The 17192-nt window shown below is 60.4% G+C and carries 14 protein-coding genes; 12 read left to right on the top strand and 2 right to left on the bottom strand.

The features are described from left to right. Nucleotides 1-354: 354 nt before the first annotated feature. Genes EN859_RS11555 through EN859_RS11545 form a run of 3 tightly spaced genes read left to right on the top strand, consistent with a single transcriptional unit; the run spans nt 355 to nt 3868 of the window. On the top strand, nt 355-1494 hold the full coding sequence (locus EN859_RS11555; protein WP_245525535.1) for a glycosyltransferase: 1140 nt from the start codon (nt 355-357) through the stop codon (nt 1492-1494). Next, on the top strand, nt 1494-2354 hold the full coding sequence (locus tag EN859_RS11550) for an ATP-binding protein (protein ID WP_127851795.1): 861 nt from the start codon (nt 1494-1496) through the stop codon (nt 2352-2354). Before EN859_RS11555 ends, EN859_RS11550 begins: the two co-directional genes overlap by 1 nt. Beyond that, nucleotides 2351-3868 (top strand): pectate lyase, encoded by a 1518-nt coding sequence (locus tag EN859_RS11545; protein WP_245525534.1) that lies wholly within the window; start codon nt 2351-2353, stop codon nt 3866-3868. Before EN859_RS11550 ends, EN859_RS11545 begins: the two co-directional genes overlap by 4 nt. A 40-nt stretch (nt 3869-3908) precedes the next feature. Here EN859_RS11545 and EN859_RS11540 read toward each other — a convergent pair whose 3' ends face one another. Continuing rightward, complete coding sequence (locus EN859_RS11540) at nt 3909-5198, bottom strand: O-antigen ligase family protein (RefSeq protein WP_127851432.1); 1290 nt, start codon at nt 5196-5198, stop codon at nt 3909-3911. 311 nt (nt 5199-5509) lie between these two features. On the opposite strand from EN859_RS11540, the gene EN859_RS11535 reads away from it, so the two are divergent. Further along, nucleotides 5510-7621: a hypothetical protein gene (locus EN859_RS11535; protein WP_189501866.1), complete on the top strand. Its 2112-nt coding sequence runs from the start codon at nt 5510-5512 to the stop codon at nt 7619-7621. Between the two features lie 43 nt (nt 7622-7664). Here the strand turns inward: EN859_RS11535 and EN859_RS11530 are convergent, their stop codons facing one another. Beyond that, the gene (locus EN859_RS11530; protein ID WP_245525533.1) at nt 7665-8852 is read right to left on the bottom strand and encodes a glycosyltransferase family 4 protein; all 1188 of its coding nucleotides are present in this window, start codon (nt 8850-8852) and stop codon (nt 7665-7667) included. Between the two features lie 176 nt (nt 8853-9028). Here EN859_RS11530 and EN859_RS11525 point away from each other — a divergent pair, with 176 nt between their 5' ends. From EN859_RS11525 to EN859_RS11490, 8 genes are all read left to right on the top strand, one after another. Beyond that, complete coding sequence (locus EN859_RS11525; protein ID WP_189501863.1) at nt 9029-10306, top strand: polysaccharide biosynthesis/export family protein; 1278 nt, start codon at nt 9029-9031, stop codon at nt 10304-10306. A 122-nt stretch (nt 10307-10428) separates the two neighbouring features. After that, nucleotides 10429-11055, top strand: a complete 627-nt coding sequence (locus EN859_RS11520) for a sugar transferase (protein WP_245525532.1) — start codon at nt 10429-10431, stop codon at nt 11053-11055. Beyond that, the gene (locus EN859_RS11515) at nt 11052-11969 is read left to right on the top strand and encodes a formyltransferase family protein (protein WP_127851436.1); all 918 of its coding nucleotides are present in this window, start codon (nt 11052-11054) and stop codon (nt 11967-11969) included. Before EN859_RS11520 ends, EN859_RS11515 begins: the two co-directional genes overlap by 4 nt. A 155-nt stretch (nt 11970-12124) precedes the next feature. Next, complete coding sequence (locus tag EN859_RS11510; RefSeq protein WP_348632921.1) at nt 12125-13003, top strand: sulfotransferase; 879 nt, start codon at nt 12125-12127, stop codon at nt 13001-13003. 347 nt (nt 13004-13350) lie between these two features. Further along, nucleotides 13351-14070 carry a PIG-L deacetylase family protein gene (locus EN859_RS11505; RefSeq protein WP_127851438.1) on the top strand — a complete coding sequence of 240 codons (720 nt, stop codon included), beginning with the start codon at nt 13351-13353 and terminating at the stop codon, nt 14068-14070. A 23-nt stretch (nt 14071-14093) separates the two neighbouring features. Next, nucleotides 14094-15398 carry a DegT/DnrJ/EryC1/StrS aminotransferase family protein gene (locus EN859_RS11500; RefSeq protein WP_127851439.1) on the top strand — a complete coding sequence of 435 codons (1305 nt, stop codon included), beginning with the start codon at nt 14094-14096 and terminating at the stop codon, nt 15396-15398. Beyond that, on the top strand, nt 15346-16308 hold the full coding sequence (locus EN859_RS11495; RefSeq protein WP_127851440.1) for an ATP-grasp domain-containing protein: 963 nt from the start codon (nt 15346-15348) through the stop codon (nt 16306-16308). Before EN859_RS11500 ends, EN859_RS11495 begins: the two co-directional genes overlap by 53 nt. 17 nt (nt 16309-16325) lie before the next feature. Continuing rightward, nucleotides 16326-17069, top strand: a complete 744-nt coding sequence (locus EN859_RS11490; protein ID WP_127851441.1) for an HAD family hydrolase — start codon at nt 16326-16328, stop codon at nt 17067-17069. The last annotated feature ends 123 nt before the right edge of the window (nt 17070-17192 follow it).

Genomic DNA, 17192 nt, shown 5'->3' with positions numbered 1-17192 from the left:
CGCCTACGCTAGCAAGCCACTCCATCACACACCTCAGCTTAGAACTGACGGTCCCCCTCAGCCTACAGCCGAAATTCAGATAACAGTTTAAAGATGAACTGCCGCAACAGCCCGTTGCAGCCTCGCCCCCGACGTTTCCCCAAGCCTTACCGGTTTCCCGCCAATACGCTTAACAAGGTTTCAATGCTTAATGAGGCTACACTAAAATAGGCATCATTGCAATGAAGTGAGAGTTCAGCGGATGCCACCCACGGATTTGCGGCATCCGCTGTCAGGCTTTTCATCCTCCTAGGCATGGCTTCAGTCAGTTAGTGTTTTGGCCGAGCGAGGTCGCCTTGTTGCGTGCAGTTTAGAATGGAGTTGGCCGGCGGGATGATCATGCATGTCATCACGAACTATGCCGCAAACGCCGGAGCTGAGACGATGCTGTCGAGGCTGTTGCGTGCCACGGACGACAGAGGGTTCGTCGTATCGCTGATTGATGTCTCGGACCGCAACCGGCTGCTGGCCGGCGACGGAGTGCAAGTTGAGCAGTTGGGAATCCGTTCTCCGGGGCGGGCGGTCACGGCGGTCGTCGATCTGGCCCAGCTCATTGCGCGGGAGAATCCGCGAGCAATTCTCTGTTGGATGTATCATGCGATGGTCGCCGGCACTTTGGCCCAGCGTCTATCTCGGAAGTCGGTGCCGGTCTTCTGGAACGTTCGCCAATCCGCAGAAGATCTGGCCGCCTTGTCAGCCAGCACGCGTGTGGCGCTGGCCATATCGCGGCGACTTTCCCATCTGCCGGCTGGAATCATCTACAATTCGTCCCGATCGTTGGACTTGCATCGGCGCCTCGGTTTTTGCCACCGGAACGTCGAAGTGATCCCCAACGGCTTCGATGCTGTCGCCGACCCGCCGCCGATCAGCCGTACGCGTCAAGTGCTTGGTATCGCCGCCCGGTTTCATCCGCAAAAGGACTACGAGACCTTCTTCCAGGCAGCGGCCCTACTGTCGGCGCGGCGGCCAGACGTTCGTTTCACCGCCGTGGGCGCCGGCCTTCACCAGGACAATGCAGTTGTGCGCGAGATGCTCGTCGCGTCCGGGCTGCCGGCGGCCTCCATCAAACTTCAAGGCGAGATGGACGACATGGATGCTTTCTACCGGAGCATCGATGTCCTGGTTCTCTCGTCTCGCACGGAAGGCTTTCCGAACGTCGTCGCTGAGGCGATGAGCTACGGCAAACCGGTGGTGACAACCGACGTGGGAGACGCCGCAGCGATCGTTGGTGAGACGGGAGTTGTTGTTCGGCCGGGCGATGCCCAAGCCCTTGCGGCTGGAATGAGCCGGATGCTCGACCTTACTTCGGCGGACTATGCCGCACTCTCAAGAGCGGCCCGACAGCGGATCGGCGAGCACTTTTCCCTGACGCAGGTTGCGGGTCGCTACCACAGGTTCCTCGAATGTTCACAAGCGGCGGCGCAAGGCGCTCCGACATCGAGGGTCTTCGGGTGATGACGGTGACAGCGAGACAGTTCTTTTCGGCCGCATCGGCTCCCATCGATCCGGCGGAAGAATGCAAATTTTTCGCCAGTCTAAAAATGCGCAACGGCACGTTCAAGCTGACGCGACCCTCACGCTTTGCAGATCTCGAGGCGGTGGTCGGCTCGGTGATAGGCGGCCGGTCAAAGTCCCTTCGGCAGGTGCTCGACGTCGGTGCGTCGATCGGGTCGACGACTGTCGAGCTCGCAGAGTTTCTGTCGGCTCTGGGTGCTTCGCCTCAAGTGATCGGTACCGATCTTTTCGTTGAAGCGCATCTTGTCGAACTCGCACCAGCCTTTCGCATTCTGTCGGATGCAGACGGCTGGCCGCTACAATACGATGTCGCCGGTCTGCCGGTGCGCGCCTGGATTCGGCGACTTGACTACTTCACCATGGCCATTGCGCCACGACTCCTGGCCGTCGCCTTGCTGCGCCCGCGCCTGCGCCGGATGATCGCCGAGGCGAGGACCATGCCGGTCAGAATGGCGAGCCGGGCGCTCGCGGGACGGAATATCGAGCTTGTCGAGAACGACATCCTCGTGCCGACGCCGTCCTTCGTCGGCCGGTTCGACTTCATCCGCGCGGCTAATATTCTAAACACCGGCTACTTTCCGGCCGACCAGCTGAACACAGCGATCTCCAACATCCGATCCTACTGTCGCGGACCAGGCGCTTTCGTCCTGATCTTGAGATCAAGAGGATCGATGCATGACGGCACTCTGTTCGAACTTGGTGCGGAAGGGGGATTCCACGTACGGGCAAGAGTCGGCGCCGGGTCGGAGATCGAGCCGTTGGTTCTCAACAACGAGCAAGGTGCGGCAGGCAGGCCATGATCGGCAGCGGCGATCTCCACTTTCTCAGATATCTGGCAGCTGGAGCTGGTCTTGCGCTGTTTGGAATGATGACCTTCTACGCGCTCGATCTGCTGTCGTTTGGGCAGTTGCCAGGACCTGGCCTGTGGGACAGCAGCCTGACCAGCTCAAGCCGGCTCCTTCATGCGTTACCGAAGCTGCCGGACGGCAGGCAGCGGGCCTTTCCCACGGCAGAGGGCTTTGGAGCGGCCGCAAAGGGCGGGCGCGGAGGACAGGTGTTCTTCGTTACCAACACCGCCGAGAGCGGCGCGGGCTCGCTTCGAGCCTGCATCGACGCGGCAGGACCACGAAATTGCGTGTTTCGTCTCAGCGGCACGATCACGCTGGATAAAACGTCGCTCGTGGTTAGCAACCCCTACCTCACTATCGCCGGGGAGACGGCGCCAGGAGAAGGCATCGCGATCCGCAATGGGCCGCTGCAAACGCGGCCGTCGCTCGAGATAATTACGCATGACGTGATCGTGCGGCACATACGCCTTCGCCCCGGACCTCATGAGGTCGCGACGTGTTGTTCGGGCGCCCTCGGTCTCTACGGCAAGGATGCAACAAATATCATCATCGACCATGTGTCGGCGAGTTGGGGATCGGACGAAACCGTCGACTCGGAGGATGCGAGCTACTTTACCTTCCAGTGGGGCTTCGTCACCGAGCCGCTTCTGGATGGTGGGCCAGGAAAGCACAATCGCGCTCGCAATATGCTGCTGACCAAGGGCGGCAACATCTCCGTCCACCACAATCTGTTCGCCCTCGGCAAGTTTCGCAGTCCGCAGTTCCAGATGAGTGGACCCGGGGCAGTGGCCGACGTGGTCAATAACGTCCTCTACTCGCCGATCTGGGGCTACGTCATCAGCTTCAGCGACCGCTGGGCTGCAGTCCGCGCAAACGTCGTCGCCAACTATAAGATCGATGGCGAGAAGGAAAAGGAAATGGACGACCACCTCGTCCACCTGTTTGCTGAGGGCGGCAAGGGCTTTTCGATCTTCCTGGCGGAGAACGTCGACGAACCCTATCGCCCCGACACCGCCGCAGCGGAAGACCAGGTAATTGAGGAAAACATGCGCGATTTCACCGCGTCACAGCCTTTCGCCGTGGCGAGCGTCCGGACCACTTCAGCGCCCCAGGCCTACGAGGACGTGCTTGTCGGCGCTGGGGCAACCCGGCCGGCACGCGATGCGGTCGATCTGCGGATGGTTGATGCCGTCCGCACAAGGTCGGGCGCGTTGCTGGAGACGAACCCTGGAACGGTAGGCGGATGGCCGTCGCTCGCTTCATCGCTTCCACCGCTCGATGTGGATCGCGATGGAATGGCGGACGCTTGGGAGCGGTCGGTCGGACTATCCCCTACCAATCCGAGTGACGGTGCAAGTGACCTGGATGGCGACGGTTGGACCAACTTCGAGGAGTATCTGCATGAACTCGCGGGCGACGGCGCTGGCATGCGCGGGACTAAGACATCTGTTGGTTCGGCCTCGTAACCCGGGTCGCCTTAACTTTGAGAGCGACTGGCCTGTCGCATCAATAACCATTTCGACTCGGGTGCGGAGGGCGCCGACGTCTCGGCCCCTCGTTGATGAGACTGATAGCCGGAGCAAGCGAGAGCAGCACCGGAACGGCCCAGAAGCGACCGTAGACATGCGGTACAGCGTTTACCAGCAGTGTGAACAGCGCCACAGTCGAAAAGCCGCAGATTGCTTCAGAGTGGCCGCCTCCACTGCGCCAGGCAATCGCGACCGTGATGGCGGCGCCGGACAGCATCGTCAGGAACCCGACCAGGGCCAAGAAACCGCCTTCGTTCCAGATCAGCAGATAAAGATTATGCACAGGCGCATGCCACGCACTGATCTCGCGATACTGATCGGCCCCGCTGCCAAGCAACGAGCTATCTCCTCCGAGGCGGATGGCTTCCTTGATCAGCAGCATCCGGTCCGCAAAGGTGCCGGCCTCGTCAAGGTTTCCCGTTTCGAGACCGACCAGCACCCGTTTCTGAAAGACGGCCGGCAGCAGTTCGACGACCCCCGGCATGCTTATGGCAGCCCACAGCAGCAGACAGCCGATCGCAACCAGAAGGATTCGTTTTGCCGTCAGCGATGCGAGGGTGAACACGCCCAGCCCGAACAACATGCCGTAAAGCGCTGTGTTCGAGCCGGTCAGCATGATGCCATAGCCGAGCAGCAGCATCACGATCAAGGCCACAACGGGATGGATCGTCCGCGTCGCAGCCATCGAGAGCACCATCGGAACGGTAAGGGCGAACAGGCTGCCGCACTCGTTCTCCCGCTCCACAAAGCCCTGCAGCCGACCGGAGCCGCTTACAAAAGTCGTATTCGTCTCCCTGACGAAATCAACGACATAGATTCCGTGCAGGATCATAACCACCATCGAGGCGACGAAGACCTTCATCAGGACGTCGGTCTCGCGCCAGGGGCGGCCAAGAAGAATGAGCGGCAAGAGAAAGTAGGCGAACAGGTACTGCATCGACAGGATCATTCCGCGGTCGACAACACCTGCGAGCAGGCTGCTGGCCAACAATGCTCCAACCATGGTGACCAGGCCAAAGAGCCAATAGGCGGTACCAGGGCCAAGCGCCTTCGGCTTGATCGTCCCGTTGATGACCATCGCGCCAATGCAGAGACAGGCGAACGCATCGCCCGCCGTAAAATAGAAATCGGGCAGCCTCAGCACGTTCATCGGGGCAAAAAATACCGCCGCGCATGCGAGCCAGAATTCAAGCCGACGCAGCGCTGTCCTCGACGACGGGATGCCGTACTTCAGCGTCGATCCCGACAATTGCTCCGCTTGCGACATGGCAGTCCTCTCACATCGGACGACTTTGCTTCTGCGTGGATAGCATACTTATGAATATAAGAATAGATAGAATATAAACCTGACATGACAAATGAATTTTCCTACGCTTTTGTAGCGTGAAAAAGAAATGTTTGGGCAATCGTGGGCGTGTTATGGACAAGTTGAACGAAAATAGATTCGGAATTGAGATCGACTCTCCGAATGTCATACACGCGCCGAGAGGTACGGCCGGCATTGTCGGTGCTCGCGAGACGATAGCACTCGTGAGTCGAAGGAGATACTTCGTCCTCTTCTTTGTTCTGGCGAGTTTCGTGCTGCTGGCCGTCGCGGTTCTCTCGATGCGCGACAGGTATACCGCTGCAGCGGCGCTGGTCCTGGAGCGAAACAACTCGCAAATGCTCGAGGCTGTAACTCAGTTGGACAACGAGCAGCGTGATCGCTCCGCCATTGAGACAGAGATGGATATTATTTCCTCTCGCGTTTTCGCGGGGCGCGTGGTCGACGCGATGAACCTGGTCGAGCATCCGTGGTTCAATACCTATCTCCCGGCCTCCGCTGACGACGAGCCGAGCACATTTCCCGGTAATCTGTTCGCTGCCGTGAAAAGTACGGCAAAGGGGCTCCTTGGGCTTGGCGAGCCGGATGGCCCACGAAAACTGCCGAGCCTATCCGTGCAACGCGACCGCGCCATCACTTCACTCCTCGGGGTTTTGAGCGTGACGCGAAATGGAGAGAGCCTTGCTGTCACGGTACGCGTAAGCAGCCCGGATCCGGAACTCGCGGCAGCGCTCGCCAACACTGTGGCAAATGTCTATGTCGACTGGTCGCGCGAGCTCAAGAAGCAGGCGATGAGCGACGCGGTCGGTTTTCTGCGCGAACGCGCCAACCAGGTCGCATCTAGGATCGCCGAAAATGAACGCGAAATCACGAATTTCAGCGGCCTGAACCAACTCGCGTCCGACGAACGCGACGATCTGGTGCGCAAGCGCATCGACGAGATGAATACGCAGTTGACCGCCGCGCGAGTCGAATTGGCGGGGATCCGCGCGAGCAGGGAACAGGGGCAGCGGGTTATCGCAGGCACAGGAGACCTCGAGGGGACTTCGCTTGAATCGCCATTGTTGACCACCCTGCGCGGTGAGCAAGCCCTCCTGGCACGCCAGCGCGCCCAATACGCGTCGAATTTTGCCGCAAGCCACCCACAGATGGTTGAAACGGATGCGCAACTCGCCAGCGTCGCCACAATGATCAGCGCTGAGATCCAACGCATCGTCGACGACCTCGCCGGCAAGGAGAAGGTGGTCAATGGCCGCGTGCAGCAACTCGAAACCCAGATCTCCGAAATGCAGGCAACGGTCCGCCAGCGCAGTCTCGCGGAGATACGATTGCGCGAGTTGGAGCGCGACCTTCTGGCCGACCAGAAACTGCATGATCTGGTAGTGGCGCGTCTTGGCGGCCTTGATCCGTTTGCGGAAGTCGCCAAACCAAGCGCGCGGGTCGTCTCGGTGGCCGAGGTGCCGACAACGCCTTCGTTCCCACAAAGGGGGCGCCTTCTTGCCGGCGGCACCGTTGGCGCGACCGTCCTGGCGGTGATTCTGGCGGTAGTACTTGAAGCGACCGATATTCGGATAAGGTCGGGGCAGCGCATTGGTCAAGTCGTGCAACTCCGTAACCTGGCAAACATACCGAAGGGCCAGAGCTCATGGTTCAAAAGCCGGGCGCATATCCTGATGCGGCTGATTAGCACGCCTCGCTCGACCAATGCAGAAGCATTCCGTTCGCTCTTCCTCGCCTGTCGCGCGCAGTTCACCGGGGCAAAAGCGGTAATCCTTGTCACCGCTCCGCTTCCCGGGGACGGGACCACGTCGGTCGCGCTTGGATTGGCCTTCTCGGCTGCAAGTGACGGGGTCAGGACACTTTACGTCGATCTCGACCCTCAATCGTTGCGCGTCGCGATGGCTTGTTTTGATGAGGCGGAGCATCCCTCGGGCACTGCGATCGAGGGGATGTACGCGCCGACCGACGCCATCCGACCCGTCCCAGGCCTTGATCATTTGGACACGCTCATGTCCGGGAAGCGTGGCGGTCATCAGGCCCAGCCGCTGATGGAGTCGGAAAACGTACGGCTTTTGCTCGCGAAATTGCGAGCGTCTTACGATCTGATCGTCATCGACGCCGCCCCGGTGCTGATCGTCGAGGATGCCAACTGGCTGTCGCCTTTTGTGGATGCCGTCCTGTTGGTGACCCGATTTGGCCGCACCACGGAGCACGAGCTGATCGGGGCAGTTTCGCGCCTGAACATGAACCGGGCGCCGCTGATCGGGACGGTGCTCAATTGCGTCGACCCACACGGGCGCGCGATCCAGGAGCCTCTCGGCGCGGTGAGCTATCCCACGCAGGCAAGGACGTACTTCATCAGCTGACTCTCATCGGCTGTGGAAATCGGAAGAGACAATGCGGACATCATCAGGCGTCAGTCGTCTTCAAGAGCATCATCTCCCGCAGAAGGAGCTGGTTCACGGCTCTCGCGTCAAAACGGGTACGTGCGATCTCAAGCGAGCGCTGCCCCATTCGTTCGGCAAGTGCCGGGTCGTCGATGAAGCGCTTCATCGCAGCAGCAAGCCCTACCGGATCACGCGGCGGCACGATGAAACCATTCTCTCCCTCGATTACCGTGTCCCGGCAGCCGGGTGTGTCCGTGGTGATGATGGCCCGGCCAGTCGCCATTGCCTCCATGATGCTGCGGGGAATGCCTTCGCGATAGTAGGACGGCAGGACAAAAACCGTAGACGCCGAAAGGTAAGGCCGGACGTCCAGGGTCTCCCCAAGATAGTCAATTACTCCCTTGGCCGCCCAGCGATCCAACTCGTCTCGCGAAACCGCCAGCGGACTTGGATCAATCGGGCCAAGGATGTGAAACCGAGCCCTGGGGTACAGCAACCGCAAAGACCGCGCGGCCTCGATGAATTCGAAGACGCCTTTCTCCCGGATCAGGCGAGTCACCATCAGGAACACCGGGTCTCCGGCTGGCACATCGAAAGCGGTGAAGCGATCGAAGTCGATGCCGGATCCTGGCACAGGGACTATTCGGGCAAAGTCGCTGACCATTCGACCGGAACGAACGTCGGAGGCGTCGGCCTCGTTATAGACGAACACCCGGCCGCCCCCGTGCAAGGCAATGCGGTACATCCAGGTGACCATTCGCCGGATCAGCGAGAGGCGCGGGTTGTTGGCATTGTCACCGAAGATGTAGCCGAGCCCGGTAATAAGTGCATGACGCTGCCTCACGCCGGACAGCCGCGCGGCCGCAAGCCCATAGATGATCGGCTTCATCGTATAGCTGAGGACCACGTCCGGTTCGAACTTGCGAAATGCCGACCAGAGCGCAGCCAGCGTCCACAGATCCTGGATGGGGTTGAGGCCGGCTCTGGCCATCGGGATGCGCACGAAGGCAACCCCGATATCGGCCAACGCATCGACAGTCGGCTGATGGTACTCGGGCCCAAACGCGACGACCTCGTGCCCGTTCCGCACCATCGCCTGGAGCAGGCGGAACCTGAAGTTCACCAGCGAGATGGTGTAGCTGCAGACGACGGCAACCTTGTACGGACCCATCTTCCGGGAAAGAGCACCGATATCGGCTTCTCGCACCATAGGGTTACATCTCTCAGTTCCTGTCGGCGAATGCCGGGTTCGAACCCGACCGCCGCCCGGACCAGCAGTCGGAGAGTCTCGATACTGCTCGCAGTCCATCATAGTGGTGACACGCACTTACGTGTAAATCAAGTAAAATCTTCAAGTTCATCTTGTTTTTCCGAGAGGAAATGATCATGCTTCGGCGAAGCTCAAGCAGAATAGAAGTCTTGCGGTGTATTATTTGCATCGCGTTGCTTTTTTTAACATCAATTTTATCGCCAAGCAAGGCGGGGGCAATCTCGGAGAATGACTTTCCACTGGCTCCCGGCGACACCGTAAAGCTTGATATTCTGGATGATGACAAAGAGCCGATGGATCTGCCAGTCGCCATGGACGGGTCGATCCAGGCACCGTTCCTGGGAGCTGTGCCAATCGCCGGGCTTACGGTTTCCGAAGCCTTGGCTGAACTCAACCGCCGCTATGTAGCGCAGCGGATTTTTGTCGTTCCAAAACTTGGATTCTCCGTCGCGGCATACCGCCCCATTTTCGTCGTCGGAGACGTCCGGACGCCCGGCTCCTACCCCTTCCAGCCGCAGCTCACGGTGCAGAAAGCAATGGGGCTTGCCGGCGGTCAGATCGCCACGGATCCCGCGGAAGACCCCGTGTTGGCGCGCGCGCGCCTGCGTGGAGAACTGGAAACGACCGAAGGTAACATCATCCGCGAGGCGTTGGCTTATGCAAGGCTGACGGCCCAGCTCGCGGAACGCAGCGACATTCTGCCCGAAGACATTCCAGCGACGGCGCGTGACTATGTAAACGGTCCTCTGGCGGAATCGGTACGTGAGGTCGAACGCCGGATAGCGAAGGCCGACACTGAAGGCTTTGCGGCGCAAAAGGCGGTTCTTTCAGCGCAGATAGCAGAGGCGGAGCAAGGGCTCTTGCTGCTCAATCAGCTACTGGAAAATGCGAACGAGACCATCAAGATTGGTCAAGCCGATGTCGAGCGAGCGCAGGAGCTGCGCAAGCGCGGCATCAACACACAAACAGATGTATCCAATGTTCAACGCATAATGTCCCAGGAGGAAGACCATCAGCTTCAAGTGTTGACGAATATTTCCCAGGCACGAAGGGATATCGGGCTGCTAAAGAGCAGGCTCGTCGAGATCTCGCAGACACGCCACGTAAACGCGCTGGTCGACCTCCAGACACATAACGTCAGTCTCGCCGCCCATCTTGCTTCACATCGGACGACGGAGCAGCAGCTCGTTCTGATGTCGAGCATGACGGCCGAGGAGTTGGCCAAGAACAAGCAGGTCGTGCTCGACTTTACGATCCGCCGAGGCATCGGCGCCGACGTTGTCGACATACCGGCAACGGTAACGAGCGTGCTGGCTCCTGCCGACGTGCTGGTGGTCCGGATCCGCAGCGCTGACGATGCGACGGTGGCCGCCCTGCCGGTGGCTCAACCCTGACAGCAGCGCTGAGTTGTGAGTGTGCATCTCGATCCGCAAGCCAGGGTAACGCCACGATGATTGCCGGCATAGAAAAGAACGCGGAGTTGCAGTCGCCCCGATCGGCTTTGAACGTTAGAATTATGCAACGCACGGCTGCTCTCCTGGCCCTGCTTGTCTTCGCTCTGCCGGCAATGATGACAGCTGCTCTCATCTGGTTTTCGCTCGGGCGCCCACTGTTATTTCGCCAGGTGCGCAGCGGCCTCGGTGGACGCTCGTTCACGCTTGTCAAATTTCGGACGATGCATGACATCCGCGATATCAACGGGCAGCTCCTGCCTGATGTCGAACGCGAGACGGCGTTGACGCGGCTCATTCGCGCCGTGCGGTTTGACGAAATTCCACAATTCCTTGCAATCCTCGCCGGCGAAATGGATTTCGTCGGCCCGCGACCGCTGCAGCCAGCCACCATGGCGGCCTTCGGCCCTTTGGGAATGGTACGCTGCCGGGTGAGGCCCGGCCTCACCGGCTGGGCTCAGGTCAATGGCAATACCCGGCTTTCCGACACCGAAAAGCTGGCGCTCGACATTTGGTACATCGATCATCGGTCCATCGCTCTGGATGCACGAATCCTGCTCTTGACCGCGGCAACCCTGGTGCGCGGCGAAAGGACAAGAGCAAATCATATCGCGGCGGCACTGGCTCATCTGCGCGCCCGCTCGGATGGTGTCGCCGCTGGCGACCGGTTGGCCAGGAGAGCGGCGCCATGAGGATCGCATTCGTCGGAGCCGTCGAAGGTTCCGCTATCGCACTCGACGCACTTGTTCGGGCCCGGATGGCCCCCGGCCTTGTGATCACGCTGGCGCCGGAGGCGGCATCTCGACATTCCGATTTTGTCGATCTCACACCGCTAGCCAAGGCGGGCGGTAGTGAAATCGTCTATGCAACCAACGTGAACGGACCCGCCGTGATCGAGGCGCTGCGACGTTTCCAGACGGATCTGGTGCTTGTGATAGGTTGGTCGCAGATTTGCGGCGACATGTTCCGTTCGATTGCCCGTATCGGCAATATCGGCTTCCACCCCTCGCCTCTGCCGCGAATGCGGGGCCGCGCAGTGATCCCCTGGACAATCCTTCTTGGTGAGGAGTCGACTGCCGCATCGTTGTTCTGGCTAGACGGTGGCGTGGACTCCGGGCCCATCCTGCTTCAGGAGCCGATCGCAGTGGCGGTCGACGAGACAGCTCGGACCCTGTACGTCAAGCAGACGGACGCCTTGGCGCGCATGTTGCCGGAAGCGGTAAAACTCGTGCAGTCGGGCAAGGCACAACGGATCGACCAGGATCACAATCGTGCCACCTATTGCGCCAAACGGACACCCGACGATGGGCTGATCGACTGGCGCGAGTCGGCTGAAACGATCCTGCGTCTCGTCCGCGCCGCGGGCGAGCCTTATCCAGGCGCCTTCACGACCTGCGGAGGGAGCAGGCTTGTTGTCGAAGTGGCGGCGCCATTCCCTGACTCGCATCGCTATATCGGCATACCTGGCCAGGTGCAGTGTTACACCGCGGAGGGATTCACGGTTCGTTGCGGCGACGGCAAGTGCATTCACATTACTCGATGGAGGCAAGATCAGGCTGCTGGCAAACCACGCGTGCATTCCAAGCTTGGAGCAAGCATCTCATGACCGACAGCTGCAGAATCTCAAATTCACACTGGTGATCTGATTGCTGAAATACCTGGGTTGGTGAGGGAATCGCCGGGCTTGCTCAGCTGAACACACGGTGGCTGTTAGGACGGCCACCAAAGGGCGATACGAAAGAGGGGGATCACTACGTGTTGATGAAAGATATCGATTTCCTGATCATCGGCGCAACCAAGAGCGCAACAACCTGGTTGCAGAGGTCGCTGCAGGCCGACCCGCTCGTCTCCATGCCATCTCCGGAATTGCATTACTTCAGCCGGGAGTTCAGCAAGGGAGACGATTGGTACCTTTCGCAATTTCCGCCGCATGCAGACACGCTCACTGCCGGCGAGAAATCCAATTCCTATCTGGAAGACCCTGAAGCAGCCGACCGCATCGCCTCGAAACTGCCGGACGTGAAGCTGGTGGTACAGCTTCGCAATCCGGTCGAACGCGCATATTCGGACTATTGCATGTGGTACCGGCGTGGTGAGGTCGGACGCGATGTTGAGAGCTACCTTGATCCACGCAGTTCGCGCAATGCGCGGTTCGTCAGTCTCGGATTGTATGGCCGTCAGTTGCGGGCCTACTACGATCGGTTTCCATCGGATCACATCCTGGTTACCTTTTACGAGGCGGTGCTGACCGAGCCCGAACAGCACCTGGCGACGGTCAGGAGCTTCCTGGGGCTGCCTGCCGAACAATCGGTCAGCTTCATTCCAGGCAAGGTCAAGGACAAGAGCACCCCAATGCTGCGCCCGGGACTGCGTCGCTTGTTCCGCCCGGCAAAATCCGTGGTGGCTCCATTCCGCGACAATCCCTTCTTTCGGAAGGTACACGCCGCGTTTGCGACCGAGATCCGTTACAGCCCATTCCCCGACAGCGTCCGCCAGCGTCTGACCGATCACTATGCGCCGGACGTCGAGGAACTCGGTCGCCTGATTGGCCGCGACCTGACGGCCTGGCTGCATCGCCCTGCTGGTCGGCGAACCGTGGCGTCGAGAATCAGCAGCGCGGAAGTGCTGCGCGAAACCTAGCGTGGCGAATCCGAAATCTAGTGTGATTTTGGATTGAAGCTCCTGAACGCTGACGTGGTGAAAATAGCAGGAACCTCAAATCCACCACACCAGCGCATGACGTCCAGTTGAACGCGCGACTGCCGGGAGTGTCAGACGCTCAGGTTGAACCGTGCCGTCGCCCTGCCTTTTGTTTGAGCAGCGGATTTTCCAAATCGGATCCCACTTTGGATCCGATGCTCTTGCCGCGCAAAATCCGCAGCGGTCGAGGGCTTTTACTGACACGATCTGCGCTTCGCGCGCCTTTGCGGGCGTCGCCGGCTGGCCCAGGATCAGCACGGCAACAGCAGGGGCTGGCGTGAGGGCGTATGGAACAACTTCGTGCTGATTCTTTCAAATCCAGCAGGCTGGAGGTCTTCGGGCGCACTCTGGTGATTGCGCCTCACCCCGACGACGAGACTCTTGGCGCCGGCGGCACCATTGCCAGGCTCGCAAGGGCCGGACACGAGGTAACCGTTGCAGTCGTCACAACGGGGCGACCGCCGGAGTTTTCCGCATCGCATGTCGCCAGAGTCCGCTCCGAAGCTGAGCAGGCCCACGCTATTCTCGGTGTCAAAGAGACGCTGTGGCTTGATCTGCCCGCGGCCCATCTCGTCGAAACGCCGCGTCACGCCCTCAATGCCGTGCTGCGGGAAGCCGTCGTCCGAACCGAGCCCACTACGGTTCTGGTGCCCTTTGTGGGTGACGTGCACATCGATCACCAGTTGATCTTTCAGTCGGTCATGGTGGCAGCGCGACCACATCAGGCCGCGTATCCGACGATGGTCCTCGCTTACGAAACGCTGTCTGAGACCAACTGGAATGCGCCCTATCTGACCCCAGGTTTCCATCCCAACGTCTTCGTGGACATCACTGACACCCTGGACCTGAAGCTGCAGGCGATCGCGGCCTACGGTTCCCAACTTCGGGCCAGCCCGCACGAGCGATCGATCGAGGCGCTAAGGGCGCTCGCGACACTTCGCGGCGCCACGGTGCATCGTCCAGCCGCGGAAGCGTTCGTGCTCGTTCGAAGCGTAGTTCTTCCCTGACCATCCCGTTTCCAGGAGCCGACATGAACATCCGGCACGACAAAAAAGACATAGAACAGACAACAGCCTACAACTGGCCTCAATACGACGAAGAACAGATCAAGGATGTCGTCGAGGTTCTTCGATCCGGCAAGGTTAATGCCTGGACCGGAACCAAGGTCCGTGAATTTGAACAGGCATATGCGGCATTGCTTGGCCGCCGGCACGCGATTGCGCTTGCCAACGGCACAGTTGCGCTCGACGTCGCGCTTCACGCCATCGGCCTGCAGCCGGGCGATGAAGTCATCGTGACGCCGCGGAGCTTCGTCGCCTCCGCGTCCTGCGTCCCGATGGCAGGGGCCGTGCCGGTCTTCGCTGACGTGGACCCGGAGAGCCAGGCTATTACTGCAGAGTCGATTGCGGCGGTCCTGACCCCGCGGACGCGTGCCATCATCGTGGTTCATCTGGCCGGATGGCCGGCCGACATGGACCCGATCATGCGTCTTGCCAATCAGAACGGAATTGTTGTGATTGAAGACTGCGCCCAGGCACACGGAGCGGAATATGCTGGACGACCTGCGGGGAGTTTCGGGCACATTGCGGCTTTTTCGTTTTGTCAGGACAAGATCATCACCACAGGCGGTGAAGGCGGATTGCTGGCCATGGACGACGACGGCATCTGGGCTCGGGCCTGGAGTTTCAAGGACCATGGCAAGACGCATGACTTGCAGTCCGGCAAGGTACATCCGGTCGGTTTTCGATGGCTTATCGAAACGTTCGGCTCCAATTATCGGATGACGGAGATTGCGGCCGCCATTGGCCTGCGGCAATTGCAGCGACTTCCCTCCTGGCGGGCTCAGCGAGCCGCAAACGCCGCCTTGCTGATTGACGCGTTTCGAAGCTTGCCGGGCCTGCGAACACCCGAGCCACCACTGCACATTCGCCATGCATGGTATCGCCTCTACACATTCGTGCAGCCGGAGCGGCTAAGACGTGGCTGGAACCGGGATCGGGTTATGAGCGCGATCAACGCCAGTGGTGTGGCCTGTTACATGGGCAGTTGTCCGGAAATCTACCGGGAGAAAGCTTTCGTCGATTCCGGCTTCCGGCCAGCCGGACGGCTTCCGACGGCTGCATTGCTAGGCGAGACCAGCCTGGCGTTTCTGGTCGACCCTTGCCAGAACGCCGTTTCCCTGCAGCGGGTAGCTGACGTCGTGGCAAACGTCATGCGCGATGCCACGAGGGAACTGGAGCCGCCAGTGAGCAGGGGAAGGCGTTGGGTCGGGGTCAAGAACAATGCACGCAACCGTATTGGTTTCGTCGGCGGGCAGGCGGGTCGGGTTGATTGAGTGCTTCCGCCGCTCGGCGGCGGCAGCCGGCATCGACCTCGACGTGCTTGCATGCGACATAGAACCTGAACTGAGCGCCGCATGCTACGCTGCGGACAGGGCATTTTCCGTTCCCCGATGCGATGACCCGGCCTTTGTCGATTCGATGCTCAAAATCGCTATCGACGCCGGAGTCGACCTCGTGGTGCCGACCATCGATCCGGAACTGGCTCCGCTCTCGGCGGCGTCCGACCGGTTCGGTGCCGTGGGAACGCGTGTTCACGTCAGCCCGCCTTCCGTGATCGAGGTGGTGCGCGACAAAGTGAGAACGTCGGAGGTGCTGGCCGCAGCTGGCGTTCCGGTGCCCTGGACTGCTTCGCTCGACACTGCGCGTGCAGCAGCCGATCGACTCGTCTGGCCGCTGTTCCTGAGGCCATCGGGGGGCAGCGCAAGCCGTGGCATCAAGGTTGCTTACAGCCCCTCGGACCTGCCCGCTGCCCCCGACGAACCGATGATGCTGCAGCAGCTTCTGGTCGGTCCGGAATACACGGTCAATATGTTTGTCGACAAGAATGGCGAGTTGCGCAGTGCCGTTGCCCACCAACGGCTGCGCGTCCGTGCCGGAGAGGTCGAGAAGGGGCGAACCGAGCGCGATCCGATGTTTCGGGCGCTGGCGGAAGGCGTATCGCGCGCATTGCCGGATGCCCGTGGTGTTCTCTGCTTTCAGCTGATTGTGGACAAGATGGCTGGGCCGCGTGTGTTCGAGATCAATGCGCGCTTCGGCGGCGGTTATCCCCTCGCCCATTTCGCGGGCGCCGAGTACACGCGCTGGCTGCTTGAGGAAACCGTCGGACTGCCTTCTACCGCGCACGATGGATGGCGCTCCGGTGCGCTCATGCTGCGTTATGACGCTGCCACGTTCGCCGGTTGACCAAAGGGGCTACTGGTATGCTGCCGATAAGAGTGATCTTCGATCTTGACGATACTCTCTATTTGGAGAGGGACTTCGCGCGAAGCGGCTTTGCCGCAGCCGGTGACTGGTTGCACCGAGAGCTCAACATCCCTGGGCTCGCCGAAACCTGCCAACGGATCTTCACGGCCGGCCGCCGGTCGCGCGTCTTCAACGAGGCACTCGAACTCCTTCGGGTCGAAGCCGATCCGGCGCTTGTCGACCTGCTGGTCGATATCTATCGGACGCATGAACCGACGATCGCCTTGACCGCCGACGCGGCGCGGTATCTTGCCTGCCGGCCTCGGGACTTCCTTGCCGGCCTGATCACCGATGGTCCGAGCGGTACCCAACAAGCGAAAGTGCGCGCACTTGGGCTCGAACGCGCATTGGACTTCATCGTCTATACAGACGCGCTGGGTCACGGCTACGGCAAGCCGCATCCGCGCGCCTTCGAACTGGTCGAAGCCTGGGCCGCGCCCTATGGCCTGCCGCTCGCATATGTCGCAGACAACCCATCGAAGGATTTTGTCACGCCGCGGGAACGTGGCTGGTGGACCGTGCAGCTGGACCGGCCGGAGAGGGTTAACCATTTCACGGCGCCAAGTGCTGCGCACGAGGCGCATACTCGGATCACCAGCCTGGACGAGCTCGATGCCTGTCTCGACGATCTGCAATCCGCCAGCGGATCCATCCGAACGACCAGCCATCGGCACGCCGGCGCCTTGGTCGCCTTCCGGTGAGCGAACTGTTGGATGATTTCTCCGGTACCTGCGTCGAGCGATTTTCCTGTCAGGTTTTTCCTGTCAGGTTTGTCCAGTCGTTTGGGCTTGTCGTGATCGATATCATGGCACAACACCACCGCA

This window comes from Mesorhizobium sp. M00.F.Ca.ET.216.01.1.1, assembly GCF_004010325.2.
Lineage (GTDB): Bacteria > Pseudomonadota > Alphaproteobacteria > Rhizobiales > Rhizobiaceae > Mesorhizobium.
Note: the sequence above shows the minus strand (reverse complement) of the source record. Positions and strands in the feature narration are given on the sequence as shown.